The following is a 23,495-nucleotide window of genomic DNA, read 5'->3' as shown; positions in this document are numbered from 1 at the left end:
TCAACGTCTTAGTGACAAGGCTTGTCCCGGCGCTATGCCCCGGTTTCCAGGTAGGCGCTGGGCGGTTGCCCCGCTACCCGGCGGAACATGGTGGAAAAGGCGGCGGGGCTGTCATAGCCGAAATCGAGGGCGATTCGCGTCACGGCCTCACCCGCGGCCAGCCGGGTCAAGGCCCTGACCACGCAGGCGCGCTGGCGCCATTGGACGAAACTCATGCCGGTCTGCTCGCGGAACAGGCGGTTGAAGGTGCGCAGGCTGATATGCAGCTGCTGTGCCCATTGTTCGGGAGACTGGTGGGCATCGGGTTGTTGCAGGAAGGCCTGGCACAGCGTGAGCAGGTGTGGAGTCTCGGGCAGGGGAATGTGCAGGGGCAGGCGGGTGGTACGGCTCAGCTCATGCAGCAACAGGCTGATCAGCACACCGTCGCGTCCGTTCTCGTCATACGCCAGCGGCAGATCCACCGCCTCCATCAGCAACTGGCGCATCAGCGGCGACACGCTGATCACCTGACACTCATCGCCCAAGGCCGGCATCGCCGCCGGTTCGATGTACAGGCTGCGGGTACTGACCCCGAGCATCAGCACCTCATGGGCCACCCGGGGTGGAATCCATACCGCACGCTGTGATGGCACCACCCAGCGGCCGTTCGTGGTGCTGACCTGCATCACCCCGGTGGCGCCATACAACAGCTGCGCACGACGATGGCTGTGGCTCGGCAACAGGTGGCCCTGGGGGTAATCGGTGCCGATCGCCACCACGGCGCGTGGGGTGTGATCCAGCAGATCGATCGAAGTGTTACGCATGGCGTCAGGTGTCCACGGGTTGGCGTAAATGCAAACAGTATTGGCTGACTTGCTAAAGCCGGCCAAGCCCTGGCGCTCTATCGTCGAGGTCTTCTGCTAACGGAGAACCTTCGATGTTTTATCTATGGCTGGCGCTGTTCGGCTGCATGAGCGGGATCAGCGCGGTGCTGTTCGGTTTTGGCGGCGGTTTTGTGGTGGTACCGCTGCTGTATCGCATGCTGCTGGGCAGCCACGGCGCTGACGATGCCGTCGCCCAGTCGGCCATGCATATAGCGGTCGCCACCTCGACCTGCGTGATGATCGTCAACGCGCTGATGGCCACCGGCAAACACCGTCGCGCCGGCAACCTGATTCGGCATTATCTGTGGCCGCTGGGCGGCTATATCGGGCTGGGAGCGATAGCGGGAGCGGGCCTGGCAATGGTGGTGAGTGGTGAGGTGATGCGTTACGCCTTTATCGCCTACCTGGCGCTGACCATTGCCGATTGCCTGATGCGTCGTGGCTTTCTTGAACCGGTCGACACCCGCACGCCGCGCCGCCTGGGGCGACTGGAAACCACCGGCGGCCTGGGCATCGGCGTCATTGCTACCTTTCTGGGAGTTGGCGGCAGTGTGATGACCGTACCCTTGCTGCGCCGTTGTGGCCTGAGCATGACCCAGGCCACCTCGATGGCCAACCCGCTGAGCGTGCCGGTGGCCCTGGCCGGAACCTTGACCTACATGGCCCTGGCCGGCTTCAGCCGCTTCGATCTGGGCCCCTGGTTTATCGGCTATGTCGACCTGCTGGCCTTTGTCGTGCTGACCCTGGGTTCATTGTTGGGCATTCGCTTGGCCTCGCCGTGGATCGGGCGTATTCCCGACCGGCTGCATGCGCGGGTGTATATCGGCCTGCTGGTACTGGTGATGCTCGGCATGCTGGTCCGTTAAGGATTAGCCCGTCGCCAACCCCGGCGCTTCACGAATGATGAAGTGGTCGAGGTTTTCGATGTTGGCACTGAATACCCCGAACGTCTGTTCGGGGAGTTTCTTGCTCGGCACCTGTTTCAGCTCCGGGGTCACCCCATAGAAGAAGCAATACAGTTCTTGCTCGCTGTCGATGGCATGCTTGATCTCTTCGAGGAAGGCTTTGCGCTTGCGGTAGTTCTCGATCAGCTTTTTGCTCAGGTAGACGTTGACCGAGTAGGGCTTCTTTTTTGCCTCGTCCGCTTGCTTGAACCAGACCTTCTGTTCGAAGTCGATGCGAAAGCTCTGGGTGTAGTCCTTGATCTCCTTGATCTTGCCCCAGTAGATCAACCCCTTGTTGTCCTGCAGGTATTCGATCTTCTTGAAAAACGAGGCATAGGACGCCGTGTGCTCGCCGATCTTCAACGGCATGTGCTTGAGCAGCTCCTTGTCGTCGATATTCGACACGAAACACTCCACCGGATGGGCGAAGACGCTGGTCTTGTCCGGGGTGCTGGCCTGGGCCGGGTGAGGCGTGCGTGGGCTGGAGGAGGGGGCTGGTGCGGCAACTCGTGGAGTGTCGACATCCGCAGCTGGAGTGGCGGGTTGGCGCACATATTCGCGGCGGGTCAGCAGCAATTCCGATGGGAAATGTTCCTCCCGATCATCCTCGTCCGGTGCACCCTCCACCCCGGCAGTGAGCATCCTGCTGCTGCCGTAAGGGCAGCCCTCGATATGCCGGGTGGCGGGCAGGTTCTTGAAGTGCGGGGTGCGGATGTAATTGACGTTCTTGGCATTGAACGTGCCCAGCTGATTGTCCGCGGCAAAGGCAGCGCGACAGGCTTCGTTGGGGCACTGGAACTGCTCCTTGGCCGAGTCGAAGGCCATGGTCTCGTCGAAATTCAGATCGCGCACGTCATAGATCGACAGCTTGTCGTCGAGGCTGATGCAGTAGGCGGTGTCGAATTTCATGGGGGCTCGGGTCCTTGGGTGAAGAAGGCTATTAATAGCGGGTGGCGGAGGGCAGTGCACTGATCTTTTCAAGCATGGGCGCTTATCTCGGCATAACCTTGTAGGTAGCACGTTCCACTCATCACCGGAAAAGGCTCAGGTTCATGTCTGACGGTAACCGCATCAATATCGGCTCCATTGGTGATGCCAACCACATCAACATTGCCCAGAACCAGGTGCCTGAACGCACCAGCATTCAGTTCGCCATCGACCCCAGGAGTGTCGAGCGGGTGAGCCGGGGCAGCGTCATCAAAGGCGCGGTGGCGTTTTTCCTGTCGCTGCCGGCGCTGGCGCTCTCGGTCATGTCGATCCTGGCCGATGCCCTGGGCATCCTTTCCTACTTCAATGTGGAGTCGCGGATCCTGGCCTACCTCATCATGGCCGTCGCCATGGGTGGAGTGATGCTGTGCAACGGCAAACGCAAAATAGCCACCGCCAGCATTGCGCCCGACCAGGCCCGATTCATCGATGGGCGTTGGGTCGAGCGGGATGAAAGTGGCGATTACCTGCTGTATCGCAATACCGCGCCCTGCAACTACGAAAACTGCCACGGCACCGTGCGTATCCAGACGCCACCGCCTCGCGAACAGCATAACCACGACCTGATCGGTGTCTGTGATATCGGCGGCAAGCAGCACACCTATCGCGTCGACTTCAATGGTGTCGGCGAACGGCAGCATTTCGATTGGCGTCCGCTTGAGCAGAACAAGCCATGATCCTGTTCCAACCGCTCCCTTTGTAGGGCGAGCGTGCTCGCGAAAAAATCCCCCGTCAGGGCCAATCAAACAGACAGCCTCCCTGAATCTTTCCATGTCATCGCGGCTGCATTTCAACGTTTTGGGCGGGGTGGGGCTACGAAATTCCCTACAGCTCTAATTAACAAAACTCTCACCATCTAGAGACGAGCCCTACATACTAAAGCTTGTAAAAACAAAAACTTAGATTGCCGAGCCAGTCCTGGCATCGACTGTCATCCCCCTGGCAGGGAGGGACAAGTAAGCCCCAAGGAAATGGCCGATAAGAGGTCGCCGGTCTCATGAGTGAAGGTCCGGTGGGAACAAGCCAAACGGCTTTTCTCCTCACTATAACGAGGACCTTGATATGCCTGTTCTGACGCGTTCATTGCTGTTTTTTCTGGCCCTGTCCGGCGCGGGGATCGTTCTGGCGGAGCAGGCGGCCTTGCCTTATCTGCCGGCGAATCAGTTCCAGCTGGCTGACTACTTGCCACCGCCCCCTGCCATCGACTCGTCACTGCAGCAAAACGACCTGAAAGCCGTGCTGGCGGCCCAGGCGGTGCGCAGCAGTGTCCAGGTGAGCCAGGTCCAGCAGGATGATGAATGGGAGGACAGCGTATTCCACTTCGCCAGGGAATCCCTCGGCGTTGGTTTCAGTGTCGAGCGCCTGCCCCTGACCCGCGCCTTCTTCCGGCGGGCCCAGGAAGACCTGGTGCAGTTCCTGATGCCGGCCAAGCACAGTTATGGTCGGCCGCGTCCTTACGAAGCCTCGGCACTGGTGAAGCCGGTACTGCCGCCACCCGAGGGCGATTCCTACCCCAGCGGTCACTCGATGAATGGTTATCTCAATGCCACCTTGCTGAGCATGGCGCTGCCGGAGAAACGCAACGAGCTGTTCAGCCGCGCACAGATCAATGCCGACAGCCGGGTCATCGCCGGCGTGCATTTCCCCAGCGACCTGGAGGGCGGAAAGATAAGCGCCGCGGTGTTGGCGGCCCGGTTGCTGGACGATCCTAGAGCGGCAGCGGATTTCGAGGCGGTGAAAAAGGAGATTCGTGGAGTCCTGGCCTCCATCGATTGAGCAGGTATCGACCCTGGCCGGGTGATTGGCCTGGAAGCGGGGGAGTTCGGTCCCCCAATAAAAAAGCCCTGAACAAGTCAGGGCTTTTTTGATCTTTCGTTGTGCCGATTCGGATCGAAATCGGCACAAGGCTGGAATCAATCCCAGCTCAGCGCGCCACCAGTCTGGTACTCGATGACCCGAGTCTCGAAGAAGTTCTTCTCTTTCTTCAAGTCCATGATTTCGCTCATCCATGGGAACGGGTTGGTGGTGCCTGGGTATTCTTCTTTCAGGCCGATCTGCGACAGGCGACGGTTGGCGATGAACTTGAGGTAGTCCTCCATCATCGCCGCGTTCATGCCCAGTACGCCGCGTGGCATGGTGTCGCGAGCGTATTCGATTTCCAGTTGGGTGCCCTGGAGGATCATCTGGGTGGCTTCTTCCTTCATCTCGGCATCCCACAGGTGCGGGTTTTCGATCTTGATCTGGTTGATCACGTCGATACCGAAGTTCAGGTGCATGGATTCGTCGCGCAGGATGTACTGGAACTGCTCGGCGACGCCGGTCATTTTGTTGCGGCGGCCCATGGACAGGATCTGGGTGAAGCCGCAGTAGAAGAAGATGCCTTCCAGAACGCAGTAGTAGGCGATCAGGTTGCGCAGCAGCTCTTTGTCGGTGTCGACGGTGCCGGTTTCGAACTTCGGATCGGAGATCGAACGGGTGTACTTCAAGCCCCAGGCAGCTTTCTTAGCGACCGATGGAATCTCGTGGTACATGTTGAAGATCTCGCCTTCATCCATGGCCAGCGATTCGATGCAGTACTGGTAGGCGTGGGTGTGGATCGCCTCTTCGAACGCCTGGCGCAGGATGTACTGGCGGCATTCCGGGTTGGTGATCAGGCGGTACACGGCCAGCACCAGGTTGTTGGCAACCAGGGAGTCTGCGGTGGAGAAGAAGCCCAGGTTGCGCATCACGATGCGGCGCTCGTCGTCGGTCAGGCCTTCCGGGTTTTTCCAGAGGGCGATGTCAGCGGTCATGTTGACTTCTTGCGGCATCCAGTGGTTTGCGCAACCGTCCAGGTACTTCTGCCAGGCCCAGTCGTATTTGAATGGCACGAGCTGGTTGAGGTCGGCGCGGCAGTTGATCATGCGCTTTTCATCGACGGCGACACGGGCGGAAGCACCTTCCAACTCGGCCAGGCCTTCGGCGATGTCGAGCTGGTCCAGAGAGGCTTTGGCGCGGGCAACGGCAGCGGAATCGTTGGCGGTTACGGCGCGGGCTTCCAGAGCAGCGGCACCGCCGGCACTGTCGAGGCGGTCCATGGTTGCTTCGGCAGCGTGACCGGCGTTGGCGCCTTTAACGGCGACTTCGCCTTCTTCTTTGTCGAATTCGTCCCAGCTCAGCATGACGTGTCGTCTCCTGCGTGAGGGCCAGATGCCCGTGTGAAAACTGATGGTTGGCTTTTCACACGGCCGAACTGGCCGCGTTGGATCTTAAGGAATCGTTTGTTGCAGCAGCTAACGCAGGCAATAAACAAAAATATGTACGGGAGTTCCGAGGCGGTTATGGGCACAGAGGACCGGGTCGATTTCTGCGCTGGCTTCGGATTGGCTGTTTATCCCTGTAAGGGAATATTGCAGGCCCGTTTTAAGGCCGCATTATAAGGACTTTTTTGCCGCTGTGGTGCGACGAAGTGGCTCACGAATCGGTCGGCGAGGGGTGTTATCGCGGCGGAGCGAGGGTTTACAAGGCTTTGGTCGGCGAAGATTTTTTTTCACCTGGTTGGGCGTGTTTTTGCCGTCGTGAGCTGATCGCAGGCATCGAAAACTTCGAGCGACGTTCTGTAAGCCCCGTAGCGCGTGGCTTACAGGGATGGAGGGGGGCTTTGGTAGACAGGATTGTGTTCAATTTTCGGTGAAAATTGTCATTTGGATTTTTTGCTCAAAAAATAAGCAAAAAAACTCTTTTGCCACTACATCTTGTGTTGGATGGTCAATTTTTGACCTTTGAAACACTACTGTCTCGGTTTGCAATCCGAGGTCGTTTTTGACGCTCGAGAAGGCATTTCTGGACCTTCATCAAGCCCCTTGGAGCGATACAGAAACGCTCCCCCGCAAGGTGGCTCGACGGTGAAAAAAGGGAGTGCGAAGGCCGTGGTCGCACTGCATGGGGCGATGGCTTGCAACAAGTCTGGGGTCAGTTGTGCGTCTGGCCATCTTTGCCGCAAGAAAGATTTCTTGCGGCCGGCACTTGTTGGAACTTGAAGAGCAACTTGAGTATCAGCCGTTAGAGCAGCCGTTACCCATGACACGGTATTGCAAGATATGCCGCAGGCCTTTCGAGTCTTCATATTCCATACGCGCTGGTACAACTTCGCATACATTTGGAACTTCGCTCATGGAGATAACTTTGGCGATGTCCAGGTCGGACGAGTAAGAGTATTCCTCTACGGGCGGTTGCTGGTTTGCGACATCAGTCGGGATCTCGTCGGCCATTGCTGTAACGCAAAGACTGCTGAGGGCCAGAACTAATAAAGCTTTCATTTTGATTTCACCTTTCTAAGGTCGTGTGGGGTCACGCAGCCTTTGTGGGGCTGCGTGTGGAACTTGAGTAGAAGTTTGGATTAACTGCCTTCGTGGGGGCTGTAACTTGGTTAATCACATTGCCTTGTTGGCGAGGTTGATTTTAGGCGCCTGAGTAGGCGCTATACAGGCGTGCTTTTGATAAACACTATTGACGGTTTTTGTAACAATCCCGGTAAAAACGACCCCCAGTGGCCTGGCAGCGGTCTTCTACTTGCCGCAGAAACTGCCGCAAGTACCGTAATAGAGAGGGTAAAGCTCTTTTCAGGGGGATTGGCCGGGGGTTGTTACTACCATCGTCGAATGGTTCTATAGGCCCGCCCCGGCTACAACGGGGTCATACAACAACAACTATGTCACCGAGGTAAGAAAGATGAGTGCGGCTTCTCTGTATCCCGTTCGTCCCGAGGTTGCGGCCAACACGCTGACTGACGAGGCGACCTACAAGGCCATGTACCAGCAGTCGGTCGTCAACCCGGACGGCTTCTGGCGCGAACAAGCCAAGCGCCTCGACTGGATCAAGCCTTTCACCACGGTGAAGCAGACCTCCTTCGACGATCACCATGTCGATATCAAATGGTTTGCCGACGGCACCCTCAACGTCTCCTACAACTGCCTGGATCGCCACCTGGCCGAGCGCGGCGATCAGATCGCGATCATCTGGGAAGGCGACGATCCTTCCGAAAGCCGCAACATCACCTATCGCGAACTGCACGAACAAGTCTGCAAGTTCGCCAACGCCCTGCGTGGCCAGGACGTGCACCGCGGCGACGTGGTGACTATCTATATGCCGATGATTCCCGAAGCCGTGGTCGCCATGCTGGCCTGTACCCGGATCGGCGCGATTCACTCGGTGGTGTTCGGCGGCTTCTCGCCAGAAGCACTGGCGGGCCGGATCATCGACTGCAAGTCCAAGGTGGTGATCACCGCTGACGAAGGCATCCGCGCGGGCAAGAAGATTCCGCTTAAGGCCAATGTCGACGACGCGCTGACCAACCCGGAAACCAGCAGCATCCAGAAGGTCATCGTGTGCAAGCGCACATCGGGCGACATCAAGTGGAACCAGCATCGCGACATCTGGTACGAAGACTTGATGAAAGTGGCAGGTACCGTCTGCGCGCCAAAAGAGATGGGCGCCGAGGAGGCGCTGTTCATCCTTTATACCTCCGGCTCCACCGGTAAGCCCAAGGGCGTGCAGCACACCACTGGCGGCTACCTGCTGTATGCGGCCCTGACCCACGAGCGCGTGTTCGATTACCGTCCGGGGGAAATCTACTGGTGCACCGCCGACGTCGGCTGGGTCACAGGCCACACCTATATTGTCTATGGCCCGCTGGCCAATGGTGCGACCACCCTGCTGTTCGAGGGCGTGCCGAACTATCCGGACGTGACTCGCGTGGCGAAGATCGTCGACAAGCACAAGGTCAATATCCTCTACACCGCGCCGACCGCGATCCGCGCCATGATGGCCTCGGGTAACGCCGCCTGCGCAGGCGCCGATGGCAGCAGCCTGCGCCTGCTGGGTTCGGTGGGTGAGCCGATCAACCCGGAAGCCTGGGACTGGTACTACAAGAACGTCGGTCAATCCCGCTGCCCGATCGTCGATACCTGGTGGCAGACCGAGACCGGCGCGACCCTGATGAGCCCGCTGCCGGGCGCCCATGCCCTCAAGCCGGGTTCGGCGGCTCGTCCGTTCTTTGGTGTGGTGCCGGCGCTGGTGGACAACCTGGGCAACATCATCGAGGGCGCCGCCGAAGGCAACCTGGTGATCCTCGATTCGTGGCCGGGCCAGGCGCGCACCCTGTATGGCGACCACGATCGTTTCGTCGATACCTACTTCAAGACCTTCCGTGGCATGTACTTCACCGGTGACGGTGCCCGTCGCGATGAAGATGGCTACTGGTGGATCACCGGGCGGGTGGACGACGTGCTCAACGTCTCCGGCCACCGCATGGGGACCGCCGAGATCGAAAGCGCGATGGTCGCTCACCCGAAAGTCGCCGAAGCGGCGGTGGTTGGTGTGCCCCATGACATCAAGGGGCAGGGCATCTATGTCTACGTCACCCTCAACGGTGGCGAAGAGCCGAGCGAAGCGCTGCGCCTGGAGCTGAAGAACTGGGTGCGCAAGGAGATCGGTCCGATCGCCTCGCCGGATGTCATCCAGTGGGCGCCAGGGCTGCCGAAGACCCGTTCCGGGAAGATTATGCGCCGTATCCTGCGCAAGATCGCCACGGCGGAATACGACAGCCTGGGGGATATCTCCACCCTGGCCGACCCTGGCGTGGTGCAGCATCTGGTCGATACCCACAAGACCATGAACGTCGCCTAAGACGAATCCATGTCAGCGAAAGCCCCGCCTGGCCTTGTACCGGGCGGGGCTTTTTTGTGAGCGCTATCGGGGGCTTCTGTAGCCGCTGCCGAAGGCTGCGATCGGCTCCGCAGGAGACGCGCTCTTGAAGGTCCTGAAAGGCCCTTCGGGCTTTATCGCAGCCTTCGGCAGCGGCTACAGGCAGCGGCTTTTTGATCGAATAAATATCGGCATGTCCATCAGGCGTATCTGAATGTTACCGGCGGGAGGGAATGTGTAACCCGCTGCCCGGATTCGGGGCAATGAGAAACGCCAGGCCCCGTTTCAGGGTCTTTTCGGGGTCGATAAAAAATAAGTCATAACGCTGCGCTTGCCGGAATAGAAGGCTTTGCGAATAATAGGCCCGCAATTTGCAACGTAGATTGGTTTACCGTCTTTTGCTCTTGCATAAACTTGAAGAGCTGTCAATGTGCTCGACCTGGTTTCTCAGTGCTTCTGTAATTTGTTGTCGCATTGAGGAAATATCGGCTTCGGGCCTGTCGTTAGAATGCCGATCACTCGCTCGTCGTTGCCTGCCGAGGAACCCGCATGGGGTTCATGGCCAGGTCCTCAAGGACGCAGCACCGCTATCAGGTTCCACCCATTCGCATATTGGGCTGTCGCTCACTCTGCCGTTTTCGCTCTTTACCGATGGAGTCCTAAGATGAAGAAACTCGTGCTTCTTGGCGCCCTGGCACTGTCCTCCGTGCTTTCCCTGCCGACGTTCGCCGATGAAAAGCCTCTGAAAATTGGTATCGAAGCGGCTTACCCTCCATTCGCCTCCAAGGCTCCGGACGGCAGCATCGTCGGTTTCGACTACGACATCGGCAACGCCCTGTGCGAAGAAATGAAGGTCAAGTGCGTGTGGGTCGAGCAGGAGTTCGACGGCCTGATCCCTGCACTCAAGGTGCGCAAGATCGATGCGATCCTGTCGTCCATGTCGATCACCGACGACCGCAAGAAGTCCGTGGACTTCACCGGCAAGTACTACAACACCCCTGCGCGTCTGGTCATGAAGGCCGGTACCCAGGTCAGCGACGGTCTGGCCGAGCTCAAGGGCAAGAACATCGGCGTGCAGCGCGGTTCGATCCACGAGCGTTTCGCCCGTGAAGTACTGGCTCCGCTGGGTGCCGAGATCAAGCCATACGGCTCGCAGAACGAGATCTACCTGGACGTGGCGGCCGGTCGCCTCGACGGCACCGTGGCAGACGCTACCCTGTTGAATGACGGCTTCCTGAAAACCGACGCCGGCAAAGGCTTCGCCTTCGTCGGCCCGGCGTTCACCGACACCAAATACTTCGGCGACGGCGTGGGTATCGCCGTACGCAAGGGCGATGCGCTGAAAGACAAGATCACCAGTGCTATCGCTGCCATTCGCGAGAACGGCAAGTACAAGCAAATCCAGGACAAGTACTTCGACTTCGACATTTACGGCAAGTAAAACGTCGAGTCAGCAAGTCCGAGATGGCGCAAGCAGCAGAATCTCTGAAGTTTGCGCCATTTTTTCATCCCAATTTTCGAGGACCTGAATCATGTTGAAAGGCTACGGGGCTGTCATCCTCGATGGCGCTTGGCTGACGCTTCAGCTTGCCTTGTCGTCCATGGCCCTGGCCATCGTTCTGGGTCTGATCGGGGTCGCACTGCGCCTCTCGCCGGTGCGCTGGCTGGCGTGGCTGGGCGACCTGTATTCCACGGTGATCCGCGGGATTCCCGACCTGGTGCTGATCCTGCTGATCTTCTACGGCGGCCAGGACCTGCTCAACCGTGTCGCGCCCATGCTGGGTTACGACGACTACATCGATCTGAACCCGTTGGCTGCCGGTATCGGCACCCTGGGCTTCATCTTCGGTGCCTACCTGTCGGAAACCTTCCGCGGTGCCTTCATGGCGATTCCCAAGGGGCAGGCGGAAGCGGGCATGGCCTACGGCATGAACAGCTTCCAGGTGTTCTTCCGGGTGCTGGTGCCGCAGATGATCCGTCTGGCGATTCCAGGCTTCACCAACAACTGGCTGGTACTGACCAAGGCCACCGCGCTGATTTCGGTGGTGGGCCTGCAAGACATGATGTTCAAGGCCAAGCAGGCGGCTGACGCCACCCGCGAGCCTTTCACCTTCTTCCTCGCGGTGGCGGCGATGTACCTGGTGATCACCAGTGTCTCGTTGCTGGCATTGCGTCACCTTGAGAAGCGCTACTCGGTAGGCGTAAGGGCGGCTGATCTATGATCTTCGACTACAACGTCATCTATGAGGCCTTGCCGCTGTATTTCAGTGGCTTGCTGACCACCCTGAAACTCTTGGCCCTGTCGCTGTTCTTCGGTCTGCTGGTGGCGCTGCCTCTGGGACTGATGCGGGTGTCCAAGCAGCCGATCGTCAACCTGAGCGCCTGGCTCTATACCTACGTGATCCGCGGCACGCCGATGCTGGTGCAGCTGTTCCTGATCTACTACGGCCTGGCGCAGTTCGATGTGGTGCGTCAGAGCTTCCTCTGGCCATGGCTGTCCAGCGCGACCTTCTGTGCCTGCCTGGCGTTCGCCATCAACACCAGCGCCTACACCGCGGAAATCATCGCCGGCAGCCTCAAGGCCACGCCGAACGGTGAGATCGAGGCGGCCAAGGCCATGGGCATGTCGCGCTACAAGATGTATGCCCGCATCCTGCTGCCGTCGGCCCTGCGCCGGGCGCTGCCGCAGTACAGCAACGAAGTGATCATGATGCTGCAGACCACCAGTCTGGCCTCCATCGTGACTCTGATCGACATCACCGGTGCGGCCCGTACGGTCAACGCGCAGTACTACCTGCCGTTCGAGGCCTACATCACCGCCGGCGTGTTCTACCTGTGCCTGACCTTTATCCTGGTGCGCCTGTTCAAGCTGGCCGAAGGCCGCTGGCTGCGCTACCTGGCGCCGCGGAAGCACTGATATGGAACGCATTGACCACGCATTGCCGTGGAGCCACCTGGGCAGCGAGCGGCAGATCTCGGTGTTCCGTTTCGGCCACGGCGAGCGCAAGGCCTATATCCAGGCCAGCCTGCATGCGGACGAACTGCCTGGGATGCGCACTGCCTGGGAGCTGAAAAAGCGCCTGGCCGAACTGGAAGCCCAGGGCGCGCTGAATGGCGTGATCGAACTGGTGCCGGTGGCCAACCCGATGGGCCTGGGCCAGCTGTTGCAAGGCAATCACCAGGGGCGGTTCGAGGCCGGCAGCGGCAAGAACTTCAACCGTGATTTCGTCGAGCTGAGCGCGCCGGTCGCGGCCCGTCTGGAAGGGTGCCTGGGAGATGATCCGCACGCCAATATCCAGATGATTCGCCAGGCCATGAGCGATGTGCTGGCCGAACTGCCGGCGCCATCGAGCCAGCTGCAAGGCATGCAGCGCATTCTCCTGAGCCACGCCTGCACCGCGGACGTGGTGCTGGACCTGCACTGCGATACGGAAGCGGCGCTGCATATGTACGCCTTGCCGCAGCATTGGCCGCAGTGGCGTTCCCTGGCGGCCCATCTGAATGTGCGTGTTGGCCTGCTGGCGGAAGATTCCGGCGGCAGCTCGTTCGACGAAGCCTGTTCGCTGCCCTGGTTGCGTCTGTCGCGCCAGTTCCCGCAGGCGCAGATCCCGCTGGCCTGCCTGGCGACCACCCTCGAGCTGGGCGGTCAGGCCGACACCGGTCGCCCGCAAGCGGAGGCGCACGCTGATGGCATCCTGGCGTTCCTCGCCGAGCAAGGACTGATTGCGGGCGAGTGGCCGGCGGCGCAGCATGAAGCGTGTGAAGCCATGCCTTTCGAAGGAACCGAATTGTTGTTTGCGCCGCATCCCGGCGTGGTGAGTTTTCTGCGTCCGGCCGGTAGCTGGGTGGAGAAGGGCGAGCCGATTTTTGAAGTGATTGATCCCTTATCCGATCGGGTCAGCACCCTGTGTGCTGGCACCAGCGGCGTGTTGTTCGCCGTTGAGCGGCTGCGTTACGCCCAACCCGGTTTCTGGCTGGCCAAGGTGGCGGGGCGCGAAGCGCTGCGGCACGGGCGCTTGCTCAACGACTGACTGCTTTTGTGAGAACCGACAGCATGTACAAACTTGAAGTCCAAGACCTGCATAAACGCTATGGCAGTCACGAAGTGCTCAAGGGCGTGTCCCTGAAAGCGGCGGCTGGCGATGTGATCAGCATCATCGGCTCCAGTGGCTCCGGCAAATCCACCTTCCTGCGCTGCATCAACCTGCTGGAGCAGCCGCACGCCGGCAAGATCCTGCTGAACAACGAAGAGTTGAAGCTGGTGGCGAACAAGGACGGCGCGCTGAAGGCGGCGGATCCAAAACAGCTGCAACGCATGCGTTCGCGCCTGTCGATGGTGTTCCAGCACTTCAACCTGTGGTCGCACATGACCGCTATCGAAAACATCATGGAAGCGCCGGTGCATGTACTCGGTGTGCCCAAGGCCGAGGCCCGTGAAAAGGCCGAGCACTACCTGGCCAAGGTTGGCGTGGCGCATCGCAAGGATGCCTACCCGGGCCATATGTCCGGTGGTGAGCAGCAGCGTGTGGCGATCGCCCGTGCGCTGGCGATGGAGCCTGAAGTCATGCTGTTCGACGAACCGACTTCGGCGCTCGACCCCGAGCTGGTGGGCGACGTGCTGAAAGTGATGCAGGCCCTGGCCCAGGAAGGCCGGACCATGGTGGTGGTGACCCACGAAATGGGCTTTGCCCGTGAAGTCTCGAACCAGCTGATATTCCTGCACAAGGGCCTGGTGGAAGAGAGCGGCAATCCGCGCGAAGTGCTGGTCAATCCGCAATCGGAACGTTTGCAACAATTCCTCTCGGGCAGCCTGAAGTAAATCACTCCCGTAATGCACCAAATTAGGTCATGCTGCGCACCGCGCGCCAGATGGTCTAATTTGGTTGCAGCCGCCTTTGGCCTCTAACACTGTTTCGTTTCGGATTGCCCGCCATGACTGCCCATCGAATTGGTTTCCTGATTTGGCCCAGCACTAAAGCCTTGACGCTGGCGCTGGCCGAGGAGGCCTTGCGTGTCGCTCAGCGCGTGCATCCGGAAGTGGTCTACGAACTGGCCTTCCTGCAGGCCGAAGCGCCGGCCGAAGGCGCCTGGCAACTGCCGGGCGAGCCTTGGTCGGGCAAGCTCGAAGGCTGCCAGAAACTGTTCCTGCTGGCCGATGAGCCGCCTGCCACCCTGGCACCGGCCCTGAGCAGCGCGCTCAAGCAACTGGTGCGTGCCGGCTGTGTGATCGGCGGTTTGTCCGCCGGTGTGTATCCCCTGGCGCAGCTGGGTTTTCTCGACGGTTATCGGGCTGCGGTGCACTGGCGCTGGCAGGACGATTTTGCCGAGCGTTTCCCCAAGGTCATCGCCACCAGCCACCTGTTCGATTGGGATCGCGATCGCCTGACGGCGTGCGGCGGGATGTCGGTGCTGGATCTGTTGCTGGCGGTGCTGGCTCGTGACCACGGCGCGGAGCTGGCCGGCGCGGTCTCGGAAGAATTGGTGGTGGAGCGTATCCGCGAAGGCGGCGAGCGCCAGCGCATTCCATTGCAGAACCGCCTGGGCTCCAGCCACCCGAAGCTGACCCAGGCGGTGCTGCTGATGGAGGCCAATATCGAGGAGCCGCTGACCACCGACGAAATCGCCCAGCATGTGTGCGTCTCGCGTCGGCAACTGGAGCGGATCTTCAAGCAATACCTCAATCGCGTGCCGAGCCAGTACTACCTGGAACTGCGCCTGAACAAGGCGCGGCAGATGCTGATGCAGACCAGCAAGTCGATCATCCAGATCGGCCTGTCCTGCGGTTTCTCCTCGGGCCCGCATTTCTCCAGCGCCTACCGCAACTTCTTCGGCGCCACGCCGCGGGAAGACCGCAACCAGCGTCGCAGCAGCAGCCCGTTCGAGCTGTCTTCGGTGCCTTCCGAGCGCGGTTGATTCGCCTCTTCGTTTTACCTGTCAAATTGCTATCGCGAGCAAGCTTCGCTCCTACGGAAGAATGAGTTCCGTGTAGGAGCGAAGCTTGCTCGCGATGGCGTCGTCACGCCGGGCGTAAATCCCTTGTCCAATCCTGCCGTTAAAGCCTCCAGCAGTTTAAACTGCGCCTTTGCGACGCTATTTGTCGCATTGCCGTAAACCCGCGTAAAACCGGGGTTGGCGCTATAAGAAGTTGTCGCTTGGCGACAAGGCCGGGCAGAAAACTGTCCTTACAATCCCCCCATCGCTCGCCAGTTTCAGGCAGGCGTTCCTCTTCAGGAGACTCCGATGTCCGTTGAGCAAGCTCCGGTGCAACGCGCCGATTTCGATCAGGTCATGGTTCCCAACTATGCACCTGCGGCCTTCATTCCTGTGCGTGGCGCGGGCTCCCGAGTCTGGGATCAGTCGGGCCGAGAGCTGATCGACTTTGCCGGCGGGATCGCGGTCAACGTACTGGGCCACGCCCATCCGGCGCTGGTCGCCGCACTGACCGAACAAGCCAACAAGTTGTGGCACGTATCCAACGTCTTCACCAACGAGCCGGCCCTGCGTCTGGCCCACAAGCTGGTCGACGCCACCTTTGCCGAGCGCGCGTTCTTCTGCAACTCCGGCGCCGAAGCCAACGAGGCCGCCTTCAAGCTGGCCCGTCGTGTCGCTTTCGACCGTTTCGGCGCGGAAAAATACGAAATCATCGCTGCCCTCAACAGCTTCCACGGTCGCACCCTGTTCACCGTGAACGTGGGCGGCCAGTCGAAGTACTCCGACGGCTTCGGTCCTAAAATCACCGGTATCACCCACGTTCCTTACAACGATCTGGCGGCATTGAAAGCAGCGATTTCGGACAAGACCTGCGCGGTGGTACTGGAGCCGATCCAGGGCGAAGGCGGTGTGTTGCCAGCCGAGAAGGCTTACCTGCAAGGCGCCCGCGAGCTGTGCGACGCGCACAACGCGCTGCTGGTGTTCGACGAAGTGCAGACCGGCATGGGCCGCAGCGGCGAGCTGTTCGCCTATATGCACTACGGCGTGACCCCGGACATCCTGACCAGCGCCAAGAGCCTGGGCGGCGGTTTCCCGATCGCTGCGATGCTGACCACCGAGGCGCTGGCCAAGCACCTGGTGGTCGGTACCCACGGTACCACCTACGGCGGCAACCCGCTGGCGTGCGCGGTGGCCGGCGCGGTGATCGACGTGATCAACACGCCCGAAGTGCTGAACGGCGTGAAGGCCAAGCACGATCGCTTCAAGACCCGTCTGCAGCAGATCGGCGAGAAGTACGGCCTGTTCACCGAAGTGCGTGGCCTGGGCCTGCTGCTCGGTTGCGTGCTCAGCGATGCCTGGAAAGGCAAGGCCAAGGACGTGTTCAACGCCGCTGAAAAAGAAAACCTGATGATCCTCCAGGCCGGTCCGGACGTGGTGCGTTTCGCCCCGAGCCTGGTGGTCGAGGAAGCGGACATCGAAGAAGGCCTGCAGCGCTTCGAGCGCGCGGTAGCCAAGCTGACCCAGGCCTGATTCGGGCCGCGGTACTCCTCGGCGCTTGTCTTCAGGGCAAGCGCCGAGCCTAATTTTCGGTGCCGGGCTGTCCCGGCATTTTTTTCCCTGAGTCGGCCTCCTGGCCGGCCTGTTTCGAGTAAGGAGTGACACCATGCTGGTGATGCGCCCCGCGCAAATGGCTGATCTGGGCGAGGTACAGCGTCTGGCTGCGGACAGCCCGATTGGTGTCACTTCCTTGCCGGATGACGTGGAACGCCTGAGCGACAAGATCGCGGCAAGCGAGGCTTCGTTCGCCGCCGAGGTGAGCTTCAATGGCGAGGAGAGCTACTTCTTCGTCCTCGAGGACACCGAAGCCGGCAAGCTGGTCGGTTGCTCGGCCATCGTCGCCTCGGCCGGTTACTCCGAGCCGTTCTACAGCTTCCGTAACGAGACCTTCGTGCACGCCTCCCGCGAGCTGAAGATCCACAACAAGATCCACGTGCTTTCCCAGTGCCACGACCTGACCGGCAATAGCCTGCTGACCAGCTTCTATGTGGTCCCGGAGCTGGTGGGTTCGCCGTGGTCGGAACTCAATTCCCGCGGTCGCCTGCTGTTCGTCGCCAGCCACCCGGAGCGTTTCGCCGATTCGGTGGTGACCGAGATCGTCGGCTACAGCGACGAAAACGGCGACTCGCCGTTCTGGGACGCCATCGGCCGCAACTTCTTCGACCTCAACTACGCCGCCGCCGAGCGTCTGTGCGGGCTGAAAAGCCGCACCTTCCTCGCCGAACTGATGCCGCACTACCCGATCTATGTGCCGCTGCTGCCGGATGCCGCGCAGGAAGCCATGGGCCAGGTGCACCCGCGGGCGCAGATCACCTTCGACATCCTGATGCGCGAAGGCTTCGAGACCGACCATTACATCGACATCTTCGACGGTGGCCCGACCCTGCACGCCCGGGTCTCGGGGATCCGTTCGATCGCCCAGAGCCGTGTGGTACCGGTGAAGATCGGTGAGCTCGCCAAGGGCGGCGGACGCCAGTACCTGGTCGCCAACGCGCAGTTGCAGGATTACCGAGCGGTGATGCTGGAGCTGGATTACGCGCCGGGCAAACCGGTGACCCTGGATCTGCAAGCGGCCGAAGCCCTGGGCGTCGGCGAAGGTGCCAGCGTGCGCCTGGTGGCGGTTTAACGCCTTAAGCGAGTTTCGCGGGGGCCGGCAGCGGCGCCCGTCTGAGGAGATAGCATGATCGTTCGTCCCGTACGCAGCAGCGACTTACCCGCTCTGATCGACCTGGCCCGCAGCACCGGCACCGGCCTTACCACCTTGCCGGCCAACGAAGAGCGCCTGAAACACCGCGTGGGCTGGGCGGAAAAGACCTTCCGTGGCGAAGCCGAGCGGGGCGACGCGGATTATCTGTTCGTGCTCGAGGACGACAACGGCCGCGTGGTGGGGATTTCCGCGATTGCCGGCGCGGTCGGCCTGCGTGAGCCCTGGTACAACTTCCGGGTCGGCCTGACCGTCAGCGCCTCCCAGGAGCTGAACATCTACCGCGAGATTCCGACGCTGTTCCTGGCCAACGACCTGACCGGCAATTCCGAGCTGTGCTCGCTGTTCCTGCACGCCGATTACCGCACCGGCCTCAACGGTCGCATGCTGGCCAAGGCGCGCATGCTGTTCATTGCCGAATTCCCGCAGCTGTTCGGCAACAAGATCATCGCCGAGATGCGTGGCATGTCCGATAAAGCCGGGCGCTCGCCATTCTGGGAAAGCCTGGGCCGGCACTTCTTCAAGATGGAATTCAGCCAGGCCGACTACCTGACCGGCGTGGGCAACAAGGCGTTCATCGCCGAGCTGATGCCGAAGTTTCCGCTGTACACCTGCTTCCTCTCCGAGGGCGCGCGCAATGTGATTGGCAAGGTGCACACCGATACCGAGCCGGCGCTGGCCATGCTCAAGAGCGAGGGTTTCAGCTACCAGGGTTACGTCGACATCTTCGACGCTGGCCCGGCAGTGGAGTGTGAAACCTCCAAGATCCGCGCGGTGCGCGACAGCCAGGCGCTGGTGCTGGCCATCGGCACCCCGGGCGACGACGCCACGCCTTTCCTGATTCACAACCGCAAGCGCGAGGACTGCCGGATCACCGCCGCACCCGCGCGCTTCGCGTCGGGCACCCTGGTGGTTGATGCGCTGACCGCCAAACGCCTGCAACTCAATGCGGGCGATCAGGTCCGTGCCGTTGCGCTGTCTGCTTCCCGGGAGTCGAAATAATGAACACGCTGTACATTGCAGGCCAATGGCTGCCAGGCCAGGGCGAAGCCTTTGAGTCGTTGAATCCGGTGACCCAGCAGGTGCTGTGGTCGGGCAACGGTGCCACCGTCGCCCAGGTTGAAAGTGCGGTGCAGGCCGCGCACCAGGCATTCCCGGCCTGGGCCAAGCGTTCGCTGGACGAGCGTATCGCGGTGCTGGAAGCCTTTGCCGCCAGCCTGAAAAGCCATGCCGACGAACTGGCTCGTTGCATCGGTGAAGAAACCGGCAAGCCGCTGTGGGAAGCCGCCACCGAAGTGACCAGCATGGTCAACAAGGTCGCGATCTCGGTGCAGAGCTACCGTGAGCGTACCGGCGAGAAGAGCGGCCCGCTGGGCGACGCCACCGCGGTACTGCGGCACAAGCCTCACGGTGTGGTAGCGGTGTTCGGCCCGTACAACTTCCCGGGCCATCTGCCTAACGGCCACATCGTTCCTGCCCTGCTGGCGGGTAACAGCGTGCTGTTCAAGCCCAGCGAGCTGACCCCGAAAGTCGCCGAGCTGACGGTCAAGTGCTGGATCGAAGCCGGCCTGCCGGCGGGTGTGTTGAACCTGCTGCAAGGCGCGCGGGAAACCGGTATCGCCCTGGCTGCCAATCCGGGTATCGACGGTCTGTTCTTCACCGGCTCCAGCCGGACTGGCAATCACCTGCACCAGCAGTTCGCCGGCCGTCCGGACAAGATCCTCGCGCTGGAGATGGGCGGAAACAACCCGCTGGTGGTGGATCAGATCGCGGACCTGGACGCGGCGGTCTACACCATCATTCAGTCGGCCTTCATTTCCGCCGGCCAGCGTTGCACCTGCGCCCGCCGCCTGCTGGTGCCGCAAGGCGCCTGGGGCGACCAGTTGCTGGAGCGCCTGGTAGCGGTCAGCTCGACCATCGAGGTCGGTGCGTTCGACCAGCAGCCGGCGCCGTTCATGGGCTCGGTGATTTCCCTTGGTGCTGCCCGCGCGCTGATGCAGGCCCAGGAAAACCTGTTGGCCAATGGCGCCGTGGCGTTGCTGGAAATGACCCAGCCGCAGGATCAGGCCGCGCTGCTGACCCCGGGCATTCTCGACGTGACCGCCGTGGCCGAGCGCCCGGACGAAGAACTGTTCGGCCCTTTGCTGCAAGTGATTCGCTACGCCGATTTCGAAGCAGCGATCGCCGAAGCCAACGACACCCAATACGGTCTGGCAGCGGGCCTGCTGTCGGATTCCGAGGCGCGTTACCAGCAGTTCTGGCTGGAAAGCCGGGCCGGCATCGTCAACTGGAACAAGCAGCTGACCGGTGCCGCGAGCAGCGCGCCGTTCGGCGGCGTGGGCGCCTCCGGTAACCATCGCGCCAGTGCCTATTACGCGGCGGATTACTGCGCGTACCCGGTGGCGTCGCTGGAAACCGCGAGCCTGACCTTGCCGAGCGCGCTGACGCCGGGTGTACGCCTGTCGTAACAGGTGGTTTGAATGCGCTGGAAGGCCCTGCGGGCCTTGTCGCAGTGCGCCGCGGTGACAGGAGATGATCCCTGTCGCCGCAGCCTTGCAGATGTCACATATAAAAAACAGATTCGTGGAGCCTCGCTGATGAAATCCTATGAAGTCAATTTCGACGGTCTAGTGGGGCCTACCCATAACTACGGCGGCCTGTCCTACGGCAACGTCGCGTCCCAGAGCAACAGCCAGCAGTCTTCCAACCCCAAGGAAGCCGCGCTGCAGGGCCTGGCGAAAATGAAAGCGCTGATGGAAATGGGTTTCCAGCAAGGCGTGCTGGCGCCACAGGAACGCCCGGATGTGGCCGCCCTGCGTCGCCTGGGGTTTTCCGGCAGCGATGCGCAGGTCATCGAGCGCGCCGCCAAGGATGCGATGCCGCTGCTGGTCGCCAGTTGCTCGGCGTCGAGCATGTGGGTGGCCAACGCCGCCACGGTCAGCCCGAGCGCCGACACCGCTGATGGTCGCGTGCATTTCACCGCCGCCAACCTGAACTGCAAATATCACCGCAGCATCGAACACCCGACCACCAGTCGCGTACTGGGGGCGATGTTCGCCGACCAGAAGCACTTCGCCCATCACGCGGCGCTGCCGGCGGTGGCGCAGTTCGGCGATGAAGGCGCGGCCAACCACACTCGTTTCTGCCGTGACTATGGCCAGGCCGGTGTCGAGTTCTTCGTCTTCGGTCGCAGCGCCTTCGATACCCGCTACCCGGCACCGCAGAAGTACCCGGCGCGCCAGACCCTGGAAGCCTCGCAGGCCGTCGCCCGGCTGCACGGCCTGAGCGACGACGGTGTGGTGTATGCCCAGCAGAACCCGTCGGTGATCGACCAGGGCGTGTTTCATAACGATGTGATCGCGGTGGGGAACGGCGAAGTGCTGTTCTACCACGAGGACGCGTTCCTCGAGACCGACAAGATGCTCGCCGAGCTGCAGGCCAAGCTGGGCAAGCGTGGCGGCAACTTCCAGTCGATCTGCGTGCCGCGCTCGCAGGTCACGGTGGAAGACGCGGTGCGCTCCTACCTGTTCAACAGCCAGCTGCTGTCCCGCGCCGATGGCTCGATGCTGCTGATCGTGCCGGAAGAGTGCCGCGGCAACGAGCGCGTCTGGCAGTACCTGCAAGGCCTGACCAGCTCCGGCGGCCTTATTCGCGAAGTGAAAGTCTTCGACCTCAAGCAGAGCATGCAGAACGGCGGTGGCCCGGCGTGCCTGCGGCTACGGGTCGCGCTCAACCAAACCGAACTGGCGGCGGTCAACCCAGGGGTTATCATGACCGCGCCGTTGTACGGCACGCTGACCCAGTGGGTCGACAAGCACTACCGCGACCGCCTGAGCGAAAACGATCTGGCGGACCCGCAATTGCTGCTTGAGTGCCGGACGGCACTGGATGAACTGACGCAAATCCTTAAACTGGGCGCGGTTTATCCATTCCAGATCAATTAAAAGCCCGCGCCTGAGTCCGCTGATCCAGGCGCGCCGCTTTACCTCCAGATGAGAGCGTAATAAATGAGCGATACCCTGCAGCTGATCCTTGAAGACACCGACGGCACTCAACTGGAAACTTCCTGCACCCGCGTTGCCGTGATGTGGCAAGGCAAGGAACTGTGGATCCAGCAGGACGGCCGCGGCCAACTGCTGATCGGCGTGGACGTCGAGGAAGGCGACGAAGAGTACGCCAACCTGCTGTTGCGTCCATTGGCGACTAATCTGGTAAGTCTGCAACTGGAAATGGAACCGGCCGACGCTGGTGACGACGATCACGTGCACGGCCCTGACTGTCAGCACGACCATTAAGGAATAACGTTCTATGCTCGCCCTCGGCAAACTGCTTGAACTGACCCTCGCCGGTCGTGAACCGGCGGAGAAGACTCAACTGACTGTCGACGGCGTGCGGATGCGCTGGCTGAGCGAAGGTGCGCTGGAAGTCCGGCCACCTCAGGCACGTGACAATGGCATGGACCTGCTGCTGTCGGCCGGCATCCACGGCAACGAGACGGCACCGATCGAGTTGCTCGACCGTCTGTTGCACGACATCGCCCGCGGCGACCTCAAGCCGTGCGCACGCATTCTGTTTCTGTTCGGCAACCCCGAGGCCATGCGCCGCGGCGAGCGTTTCATCGAGCAGGACATCAACCGGCTGTTCAACGGCCGTCACGAACAAAGCAGTGGCAACGAAGCCTTGCGCGCCTGCGAGCTGGAGCGCCTGGCGGCGAGTTTCTTCAGCCTGCCGGACCGTACCCGCCTGCACTACGACCTGCACACGGCGATCCGCGGTTCGAAGATCGAACAGTTCGCCCTGTATCCGTGGAAGGAAGGTCGCCAGCACTCGCGCCGGGAGCTGGTGCGCCTGCGGGCCGCGGGCATGGAGGCGGTGCTGCTGCAGAACAAGCCGTCCATCGTGTTCAGCTCCTATACCTACGACAAGCTGGACGCCGAGTCTTTCACCCTGGAACTGGGCAAGGCCCGGCCGTTTGGGCAGAACCAGGGGGTGAATGTCGAGCGTCTGGAAACCCGCCTCAAGCAGATCATCGAAGGCCGCGAACCGCCCATGGCGGAGGAGAAGCTGGATGGCTTGCAGCTGTTCAGCGTCGCTCGGGAAATCATCAAGCACAGCGATACCTTCCACCTGCATCTGCCGGCGGATATCGAGAATTTCTCCGAACTGGAAGTGGGTTACCTGCTGGCCGACGACATTGCCCAGACCCGCTGGATAGTCGAGGAGGAGGGCGCGCGGATCATTTTCCCCAACCCCAAGGTGAAAAACGGCCTGCGTGCCGGGATCCTGATCGTGCCGACCACGGCTGACGGCCTGGCCTGATATCAC

The 23,495-nt window shown here is 61.1% G+C and carries 21 protein-coding genes; 17 read left to right on the top strand and 4 right to left on the bottom strand.

The window, feature by feature from the left end:
• Positions 1–32: 32 nt before the first annotated feature.
• Complete coding sequence (locus tag C4K38_RS24200) at positions 33–803, bottom strand: AraC family transcriptional regulator (protein WP_053280491.1); 771 nt, start codon at positions 801–803, stop codon at positions 33–35.
• Positions 804–916: 113 nt separating this feature from the next.
• Between C4K38_RS24200 and C4K38_RS24195 the strand changes: the two genes are divergently transcribed.
• Positions 917–1,729: a sulfite exporter TauE/SafE family protein gene (locus C4K38_RS24195; protein ID WP_053280490.1), complete on the top strand. Its 813-nt coding sequence runs from the start codon at positions 917–919 to the stop codon at positions 1,727–1,729.
• Between the two features lie 3 nt (positions 1,730–1,732).
• Here the strand turns inward: C4K38_RS24195 and C4K38_RS24190 are convergent, their stop codons facing one another.
• Positions 1,733–2,716: a hypothetical protein gene (locus C4K38_RS24190; RefSeq protein ID WP_053280489.1), complete on the bottom strand. Its 984-nt coding sequence runs from the start codon at positions 2,714–2,716 to the stop codon at positions 1,733–1,735.
• Between the two features lie 143 nt (positions 2,717–2,859).
• On the opposite strand from C4K38_RS24190, the gene C4K38_RS24185 reads away from it, so the two are divergent.
• Positions 2,860–3,471, top strand: coding sequence for a phage holin family protein (locus C4K38_RS24185; RefSeq protein WP_053280488.1), 612 nt, complete (start codon positions 2,860–2,862; stop codon positions 3,469–3,471).
• Positions 3,472–3,856: 385 nt separating this feature from the next.
• On the top strand, positions 3,857–4,570 hold the full coding sequence (locus C4K38_RS24180; RefSeq protein WP_053280487.1) for an acid phosphatase: 714 nt from the start codon (positions 3,857–3,859) through the stop codon (positions 4,568–4,570).
• A 137-nt stretch (positions 4,571–4,707) separates the two neighbouring features.
• Here C4K38_RS24180 and C4K38_RS24175 read toward each other — a convergent pair whose 3' ends face one another.
• Entirely contained in the window at positions 4,708–5,955 is a 1,248-nt protein-coding gene (locus C4K38_RS24175; protein WP_025805755.1) for a ribonucleotide-diphosphate reductase subunit beta, read from the bottom strand.
• An 873-nt stretch (positions 5,956–6,828) separates the two neighbouring features.
• Positions 6,829–7,092 carry a DUF2790 domain-containing protein gene (locus tag C4K38_RS24170; RefSeq protein ID WP_053280486.1) on the bottom strand — a complete coding sequence of 88 codons (264 nt, stop codon included), beginning with the start codon at positions 7,090–7,092 and terminating at the stop codon, positions 6,829–6,831.
• Between the two features lie 412 nt (positions 7,093–7,504).
• On the opposite strand from C4K38_RS24170, the gene acs reads away from it, so the two are divergent.
• The 14 genes from acs (at position 7,505) to astE (ending at position 23,489) form a co-directional block, all read left to right on the top strand.
• Positions 7,505–9,460 (top strand): acetate--CoA ligase, encoded by a 1,956-nt coding sequence (gene acs, locus C4K38_RS24165; protein WP_025805753.1) that lies wholly within the window; start codon positions 7,505–7,507, stop codon positions 9,458–9,460.
• A 682-nt stretch (positions 9,461–10,142) separates the two neighbouring features.
• Positions 10,143–10,919 (top strand): ABC transporter substrate-binding protein, encoded by a 777-nt coding sequence (locus C4K38_RS24160; protein WP_025805752.1) that lies wholly within the window; start codon positions 10,143–10,145, stop codon positions 10,917–10,919.
• Between the two features lie 91 nt (positions 10,920–11,010).
• A complete protein-coding gene (locus tag C4K38_RS24155) occupies positions 11,011–11,700 on the top strand; it encodes an ABC transporter permease (RefSeq protein WP_007921541.1) in 690 nt (229 codons plus the stop codon).
• Positions 11,697–12,395, top strand: a complete 699-nt coding sequence (locus tag C4K38_RS24150; protein WP_025805751.1) for an ABC transporter permease — start codon at positions 11,697–11,699, stop codon at positions 12,393–12,395. Before C4K38_RS24155 ends, C4K38_RS24150 begins: the two co-directional genes overlap by 4 nt.
• Position 12,396: 1 nt before the next feature.
• A complete protein-coding gene (locus tag C4K38_RS24145) occupies positions 12,397–13,509 on the top strand; it encodes a succinylglutamate desuccinylase/aspartoacylase family protein (RefSeq protein WP_053280485.1) in 1,113 nt (370 codons plus the stop codon).
• A gap of 23 nt (positions 13,510–13,532) precedes the next feature.
• Entirely contained in the window at positions 13,533–14,297 is a 765-nt protein-coding gene (locus tag C4K38_RS24140) for an ABC transporter ATP-binding protein (RefSeq protein WP_007921545.1), read from the top strand.
• A gap of 113 nt (positions 14,298–14,410) precedes the next feature.
• Complete coding sequence (gene argR, locus C4K38_RS24135) at positions 14,411–15,391, top strand: transcriptional regulator ArgR (RefSeq protein WP_053280484.1); 981 nt, start codon at positions 14,411–14,413, stop codon at positions 15,389–15,391.
• Between the two features lie 327 nt (positions 15,392–15,718).
• A complete protein-coding gene (locus C4K38_RS24130) occupies positions 15,719–16,939 on the top strand; it encodes an aspartate aminotransferase family protein (protein WP_009050325.1) in 1,221 nt (406 codons plus the stop codon).
• Between the two features lie 133 nt (positions 16,940–17,072).
• Entirely contained in the window at positions 17,073–18,092 is a 1,020-nt protein-coding gene (aruF, locus tag C4K38_RS24125) for an arginine/ornithine succinyltransferase subunit alpha (protein ID WP_053280483.1), read from the top strand.
• Between the two features lie 54 nt (positions 18,093–18,146).
• Positions 18,147–19,172: an arginine N-succinyltransferase gene (astA, locus tag C4K38_RS24120; RefSeq protein WP_053280482.1), complete on the top strand. Its 1,026-nt coding sequence runs from the start codon at positions 18,147–18,149 to the stop codon at positions 19,170–19,172.
• Positions 19,169–20,638, top strand: coding sequence for a succinylglutamate-semialdehyde dehydrogenase (gene astD / locus C4K38_RS24115; protein ID WP_164487049.1), 1,470 nt, complete (start codon positions 19,169–19,171; stop codon positions 20,636–20,638). Before astA ends, astD begins: the two co-directional genes overlap by 4 nt.
• A gap of 129 nt (positions 20,639–20,767) precedes the next feature.
• Complete coding sequence (gene astB / locus C4K38_RS24110) at positions 20,768–22,114, top strand: N-succinylarginine dihydrolase (protein WP_053280480.1); 1,347 nt, start codon at positions 20,768–20,770, stop codon at positions 22,112–22,114.
• A gap of 63 nt (positions 22,115–22,177) precedes the next feature.
• Positions 22,178–22,465, top strand: a complete 288-nt coding sequence (locus tag C4K38_RS24105) for a hypothetical protein (protein WP_007921560.1) — start codon at positions 22,178–22,180, stop codon at positions 22,463–22,465.
• A 13-nt stretch (positions 22,466–22,478) separates the two neighbouring features.
• On the top strand, positions 22,479–23,489 hold the full coding sequence (gene astE, locus C4K38_RS24100; RefSeq protein WP_016702532.1) for a succinylglutamate desuccinylase: 1,011 nt from the start codon (positions 22,479–22,481) through the stop codon (positions 23,487–23,489).
• Positions 23,490–23,495: the final 6 nt, after the last annotated feature.

Source organism: Pseudomonas chlororaphis subsp. piscium, assembly GCF_003850345.1.
Lineage (GTDB): Bacteria > Pseudomonadota > Gammaproteobacteria > Pseudomonadales > Pseudomonadaceae > Aquipseudomonas > Aquipseudomonas piscium.
The sequence above is the reverse complement of the archived record's forward strand: the minus strand, read 5'-3'. Positions and strand labels throughout refer to the sequence as shown.

What these genes read in the sequence shown, in the direction of transcription:
- C4K38_RS24140 (WP_007921545.1), top strand. Translation starts at nt 13,533, where the DNA reads ATGTACAAACTTGAAGTCCAAGACCTGCATAAACGCTATGGCAGTCAC.
- acs (WP_025805753.1), top strand. Translation starts at nt 7,505, where the DNA reads ATGAGTGCGGCTTCTCTGTATCCCGTTCGTCCCGAGGTTGCGGCCAAC.
- C4K38_RS24130 (WP_009050325.1), top strand. Translation starts at nt 15,719, where the DNA reads ATGTCCGTTGAGCAAGCTCCGGTGCAACGCGCCGATTTCGATCAGGTC.
- C4K38_RS24185 (WP_053280488.1), top strand. Translation starts at nt 2,860, where the DNA reads ATGTCTGACGGTAACCGCATCAATATCGGCTCCATTGGTGATGCCAAC.
- C4K38_RS24170 (WP_053280486.1), bottom strand. Translation starts at nt 7,092, where the DNA reads ATGAAAGCTTTATTAGTTCTGGCCCTCAGCAGTCTTTGCGTTACAGCA.
- C4K38_RS24145 (WP_053280485.1), top strand. Translation starts at nt 12,397, where the DNA reads ATGGAACGCATTGACCACGCATTGCCGTGGAGCCACCTGGGCAGCGAG.
- C4K38_RS24105 (WP_007921560.1), top strand. Translation starts at nt 22,178, where the DNA reads ATGAGCGATACCCTGCAGCTGATCCTTGAAGACACCGACGGCACTCAA.
- C4K38_RS24150 (WP_025805751.1), top strand. Translation starts at nt 11,697, where the DNA reads ATGATCTTCGACTACAACGTCATCTATGAGGCCTTGCCGCTGTATTTC.
- astE (WP_016702532.1), top strand. Translation starts at nt 22,479, where the DNA reads ATGCTCGCCCTCGGCAAACTGCTTGAACTGACCCTCGCCGGTCGTGAA.
- C4K38_RS24155 (WP_007921541.1), top strand. Translation starts at nt 11,011, where the DNA reads ATGTTGAAAGGCTACGGGGCTGTCATCCTCGATGGCGCTTGGCTGACG.
- C4K38_RS24200 (WP_053280491.1), bottom strand. Translation starts at nt 803, where the DNA reads ATGCGTAACACTTCGATCGATCTGCTGGATCACACCCCACGCGCCGTG.
- C4K38_RS24175 (WP_025805755.1), bottom strand. Translation starts at nt 5,955, where the DNA reads ATGCTGAGCTGGGACGAATTCGACAAAGAAGAAGGCGAAGTCGCCGTT.
- C4K38_RS24195 (WP_053280490.1), top strand. Translation starts at nt 917, where the DNA reads ATGTTTTATCTATGGCTGGCGCTGTTCGGCTGCATGAGCGGGATCAGC.
- aruF (WP_053280483.1), top strand. Translation starts at nt 17,073, where the DNA reads ATGCTGGTGATGCGCCCCGCGCAAATGGCTGATCTGGGCGAGGTACAG.
- C4K38_RS24160 (WP_025805752.1), top strand. Translation starts at nt 10,143, where the DNA reads ATGAAGAAACTCGTGCTTCTTGGCGCCCTGGCACTGTCCTCCGTGCTT.
- argR (WP_053280484.1), top strand. Translation starts at nt 14,411, where the DNA reads ATGACTGCCCATCGAATTGGTTTCCTGATTTGGCCCAGCACTAAAGCC.
- astB (WP_053280480.1), top strand. Translation starts at nt 20,768, where the DNA reads ATGAAATCCTATGAAGTCAATTTCGACGGTCTAGTGGGGCCTACCCAT.
- C4K38_RS24180 (WP_053280487.1), top strand. Translation starts at nt 3,857, where the DNA reads ATGCCTGTTCTGACGCGTTCATTGCTGTTTTTTCTGGCCCTGTCCGGC.
- C4K38_RS24190 (WP_053280489.1), bottom strand. Translation starts at nt 2,716, where the DNA reads ATGAAATTCGACACCGCCTACTGCATCAGCCTCGACGACAAGCTGTCG.
- astA (WP_053280482.1), top strand. Translation starts at nt 18,147, where the DNA reads ATGATCGTTCGTCCCGTACGCAGCAGCGACTTACCCGCTCTGATCGAC.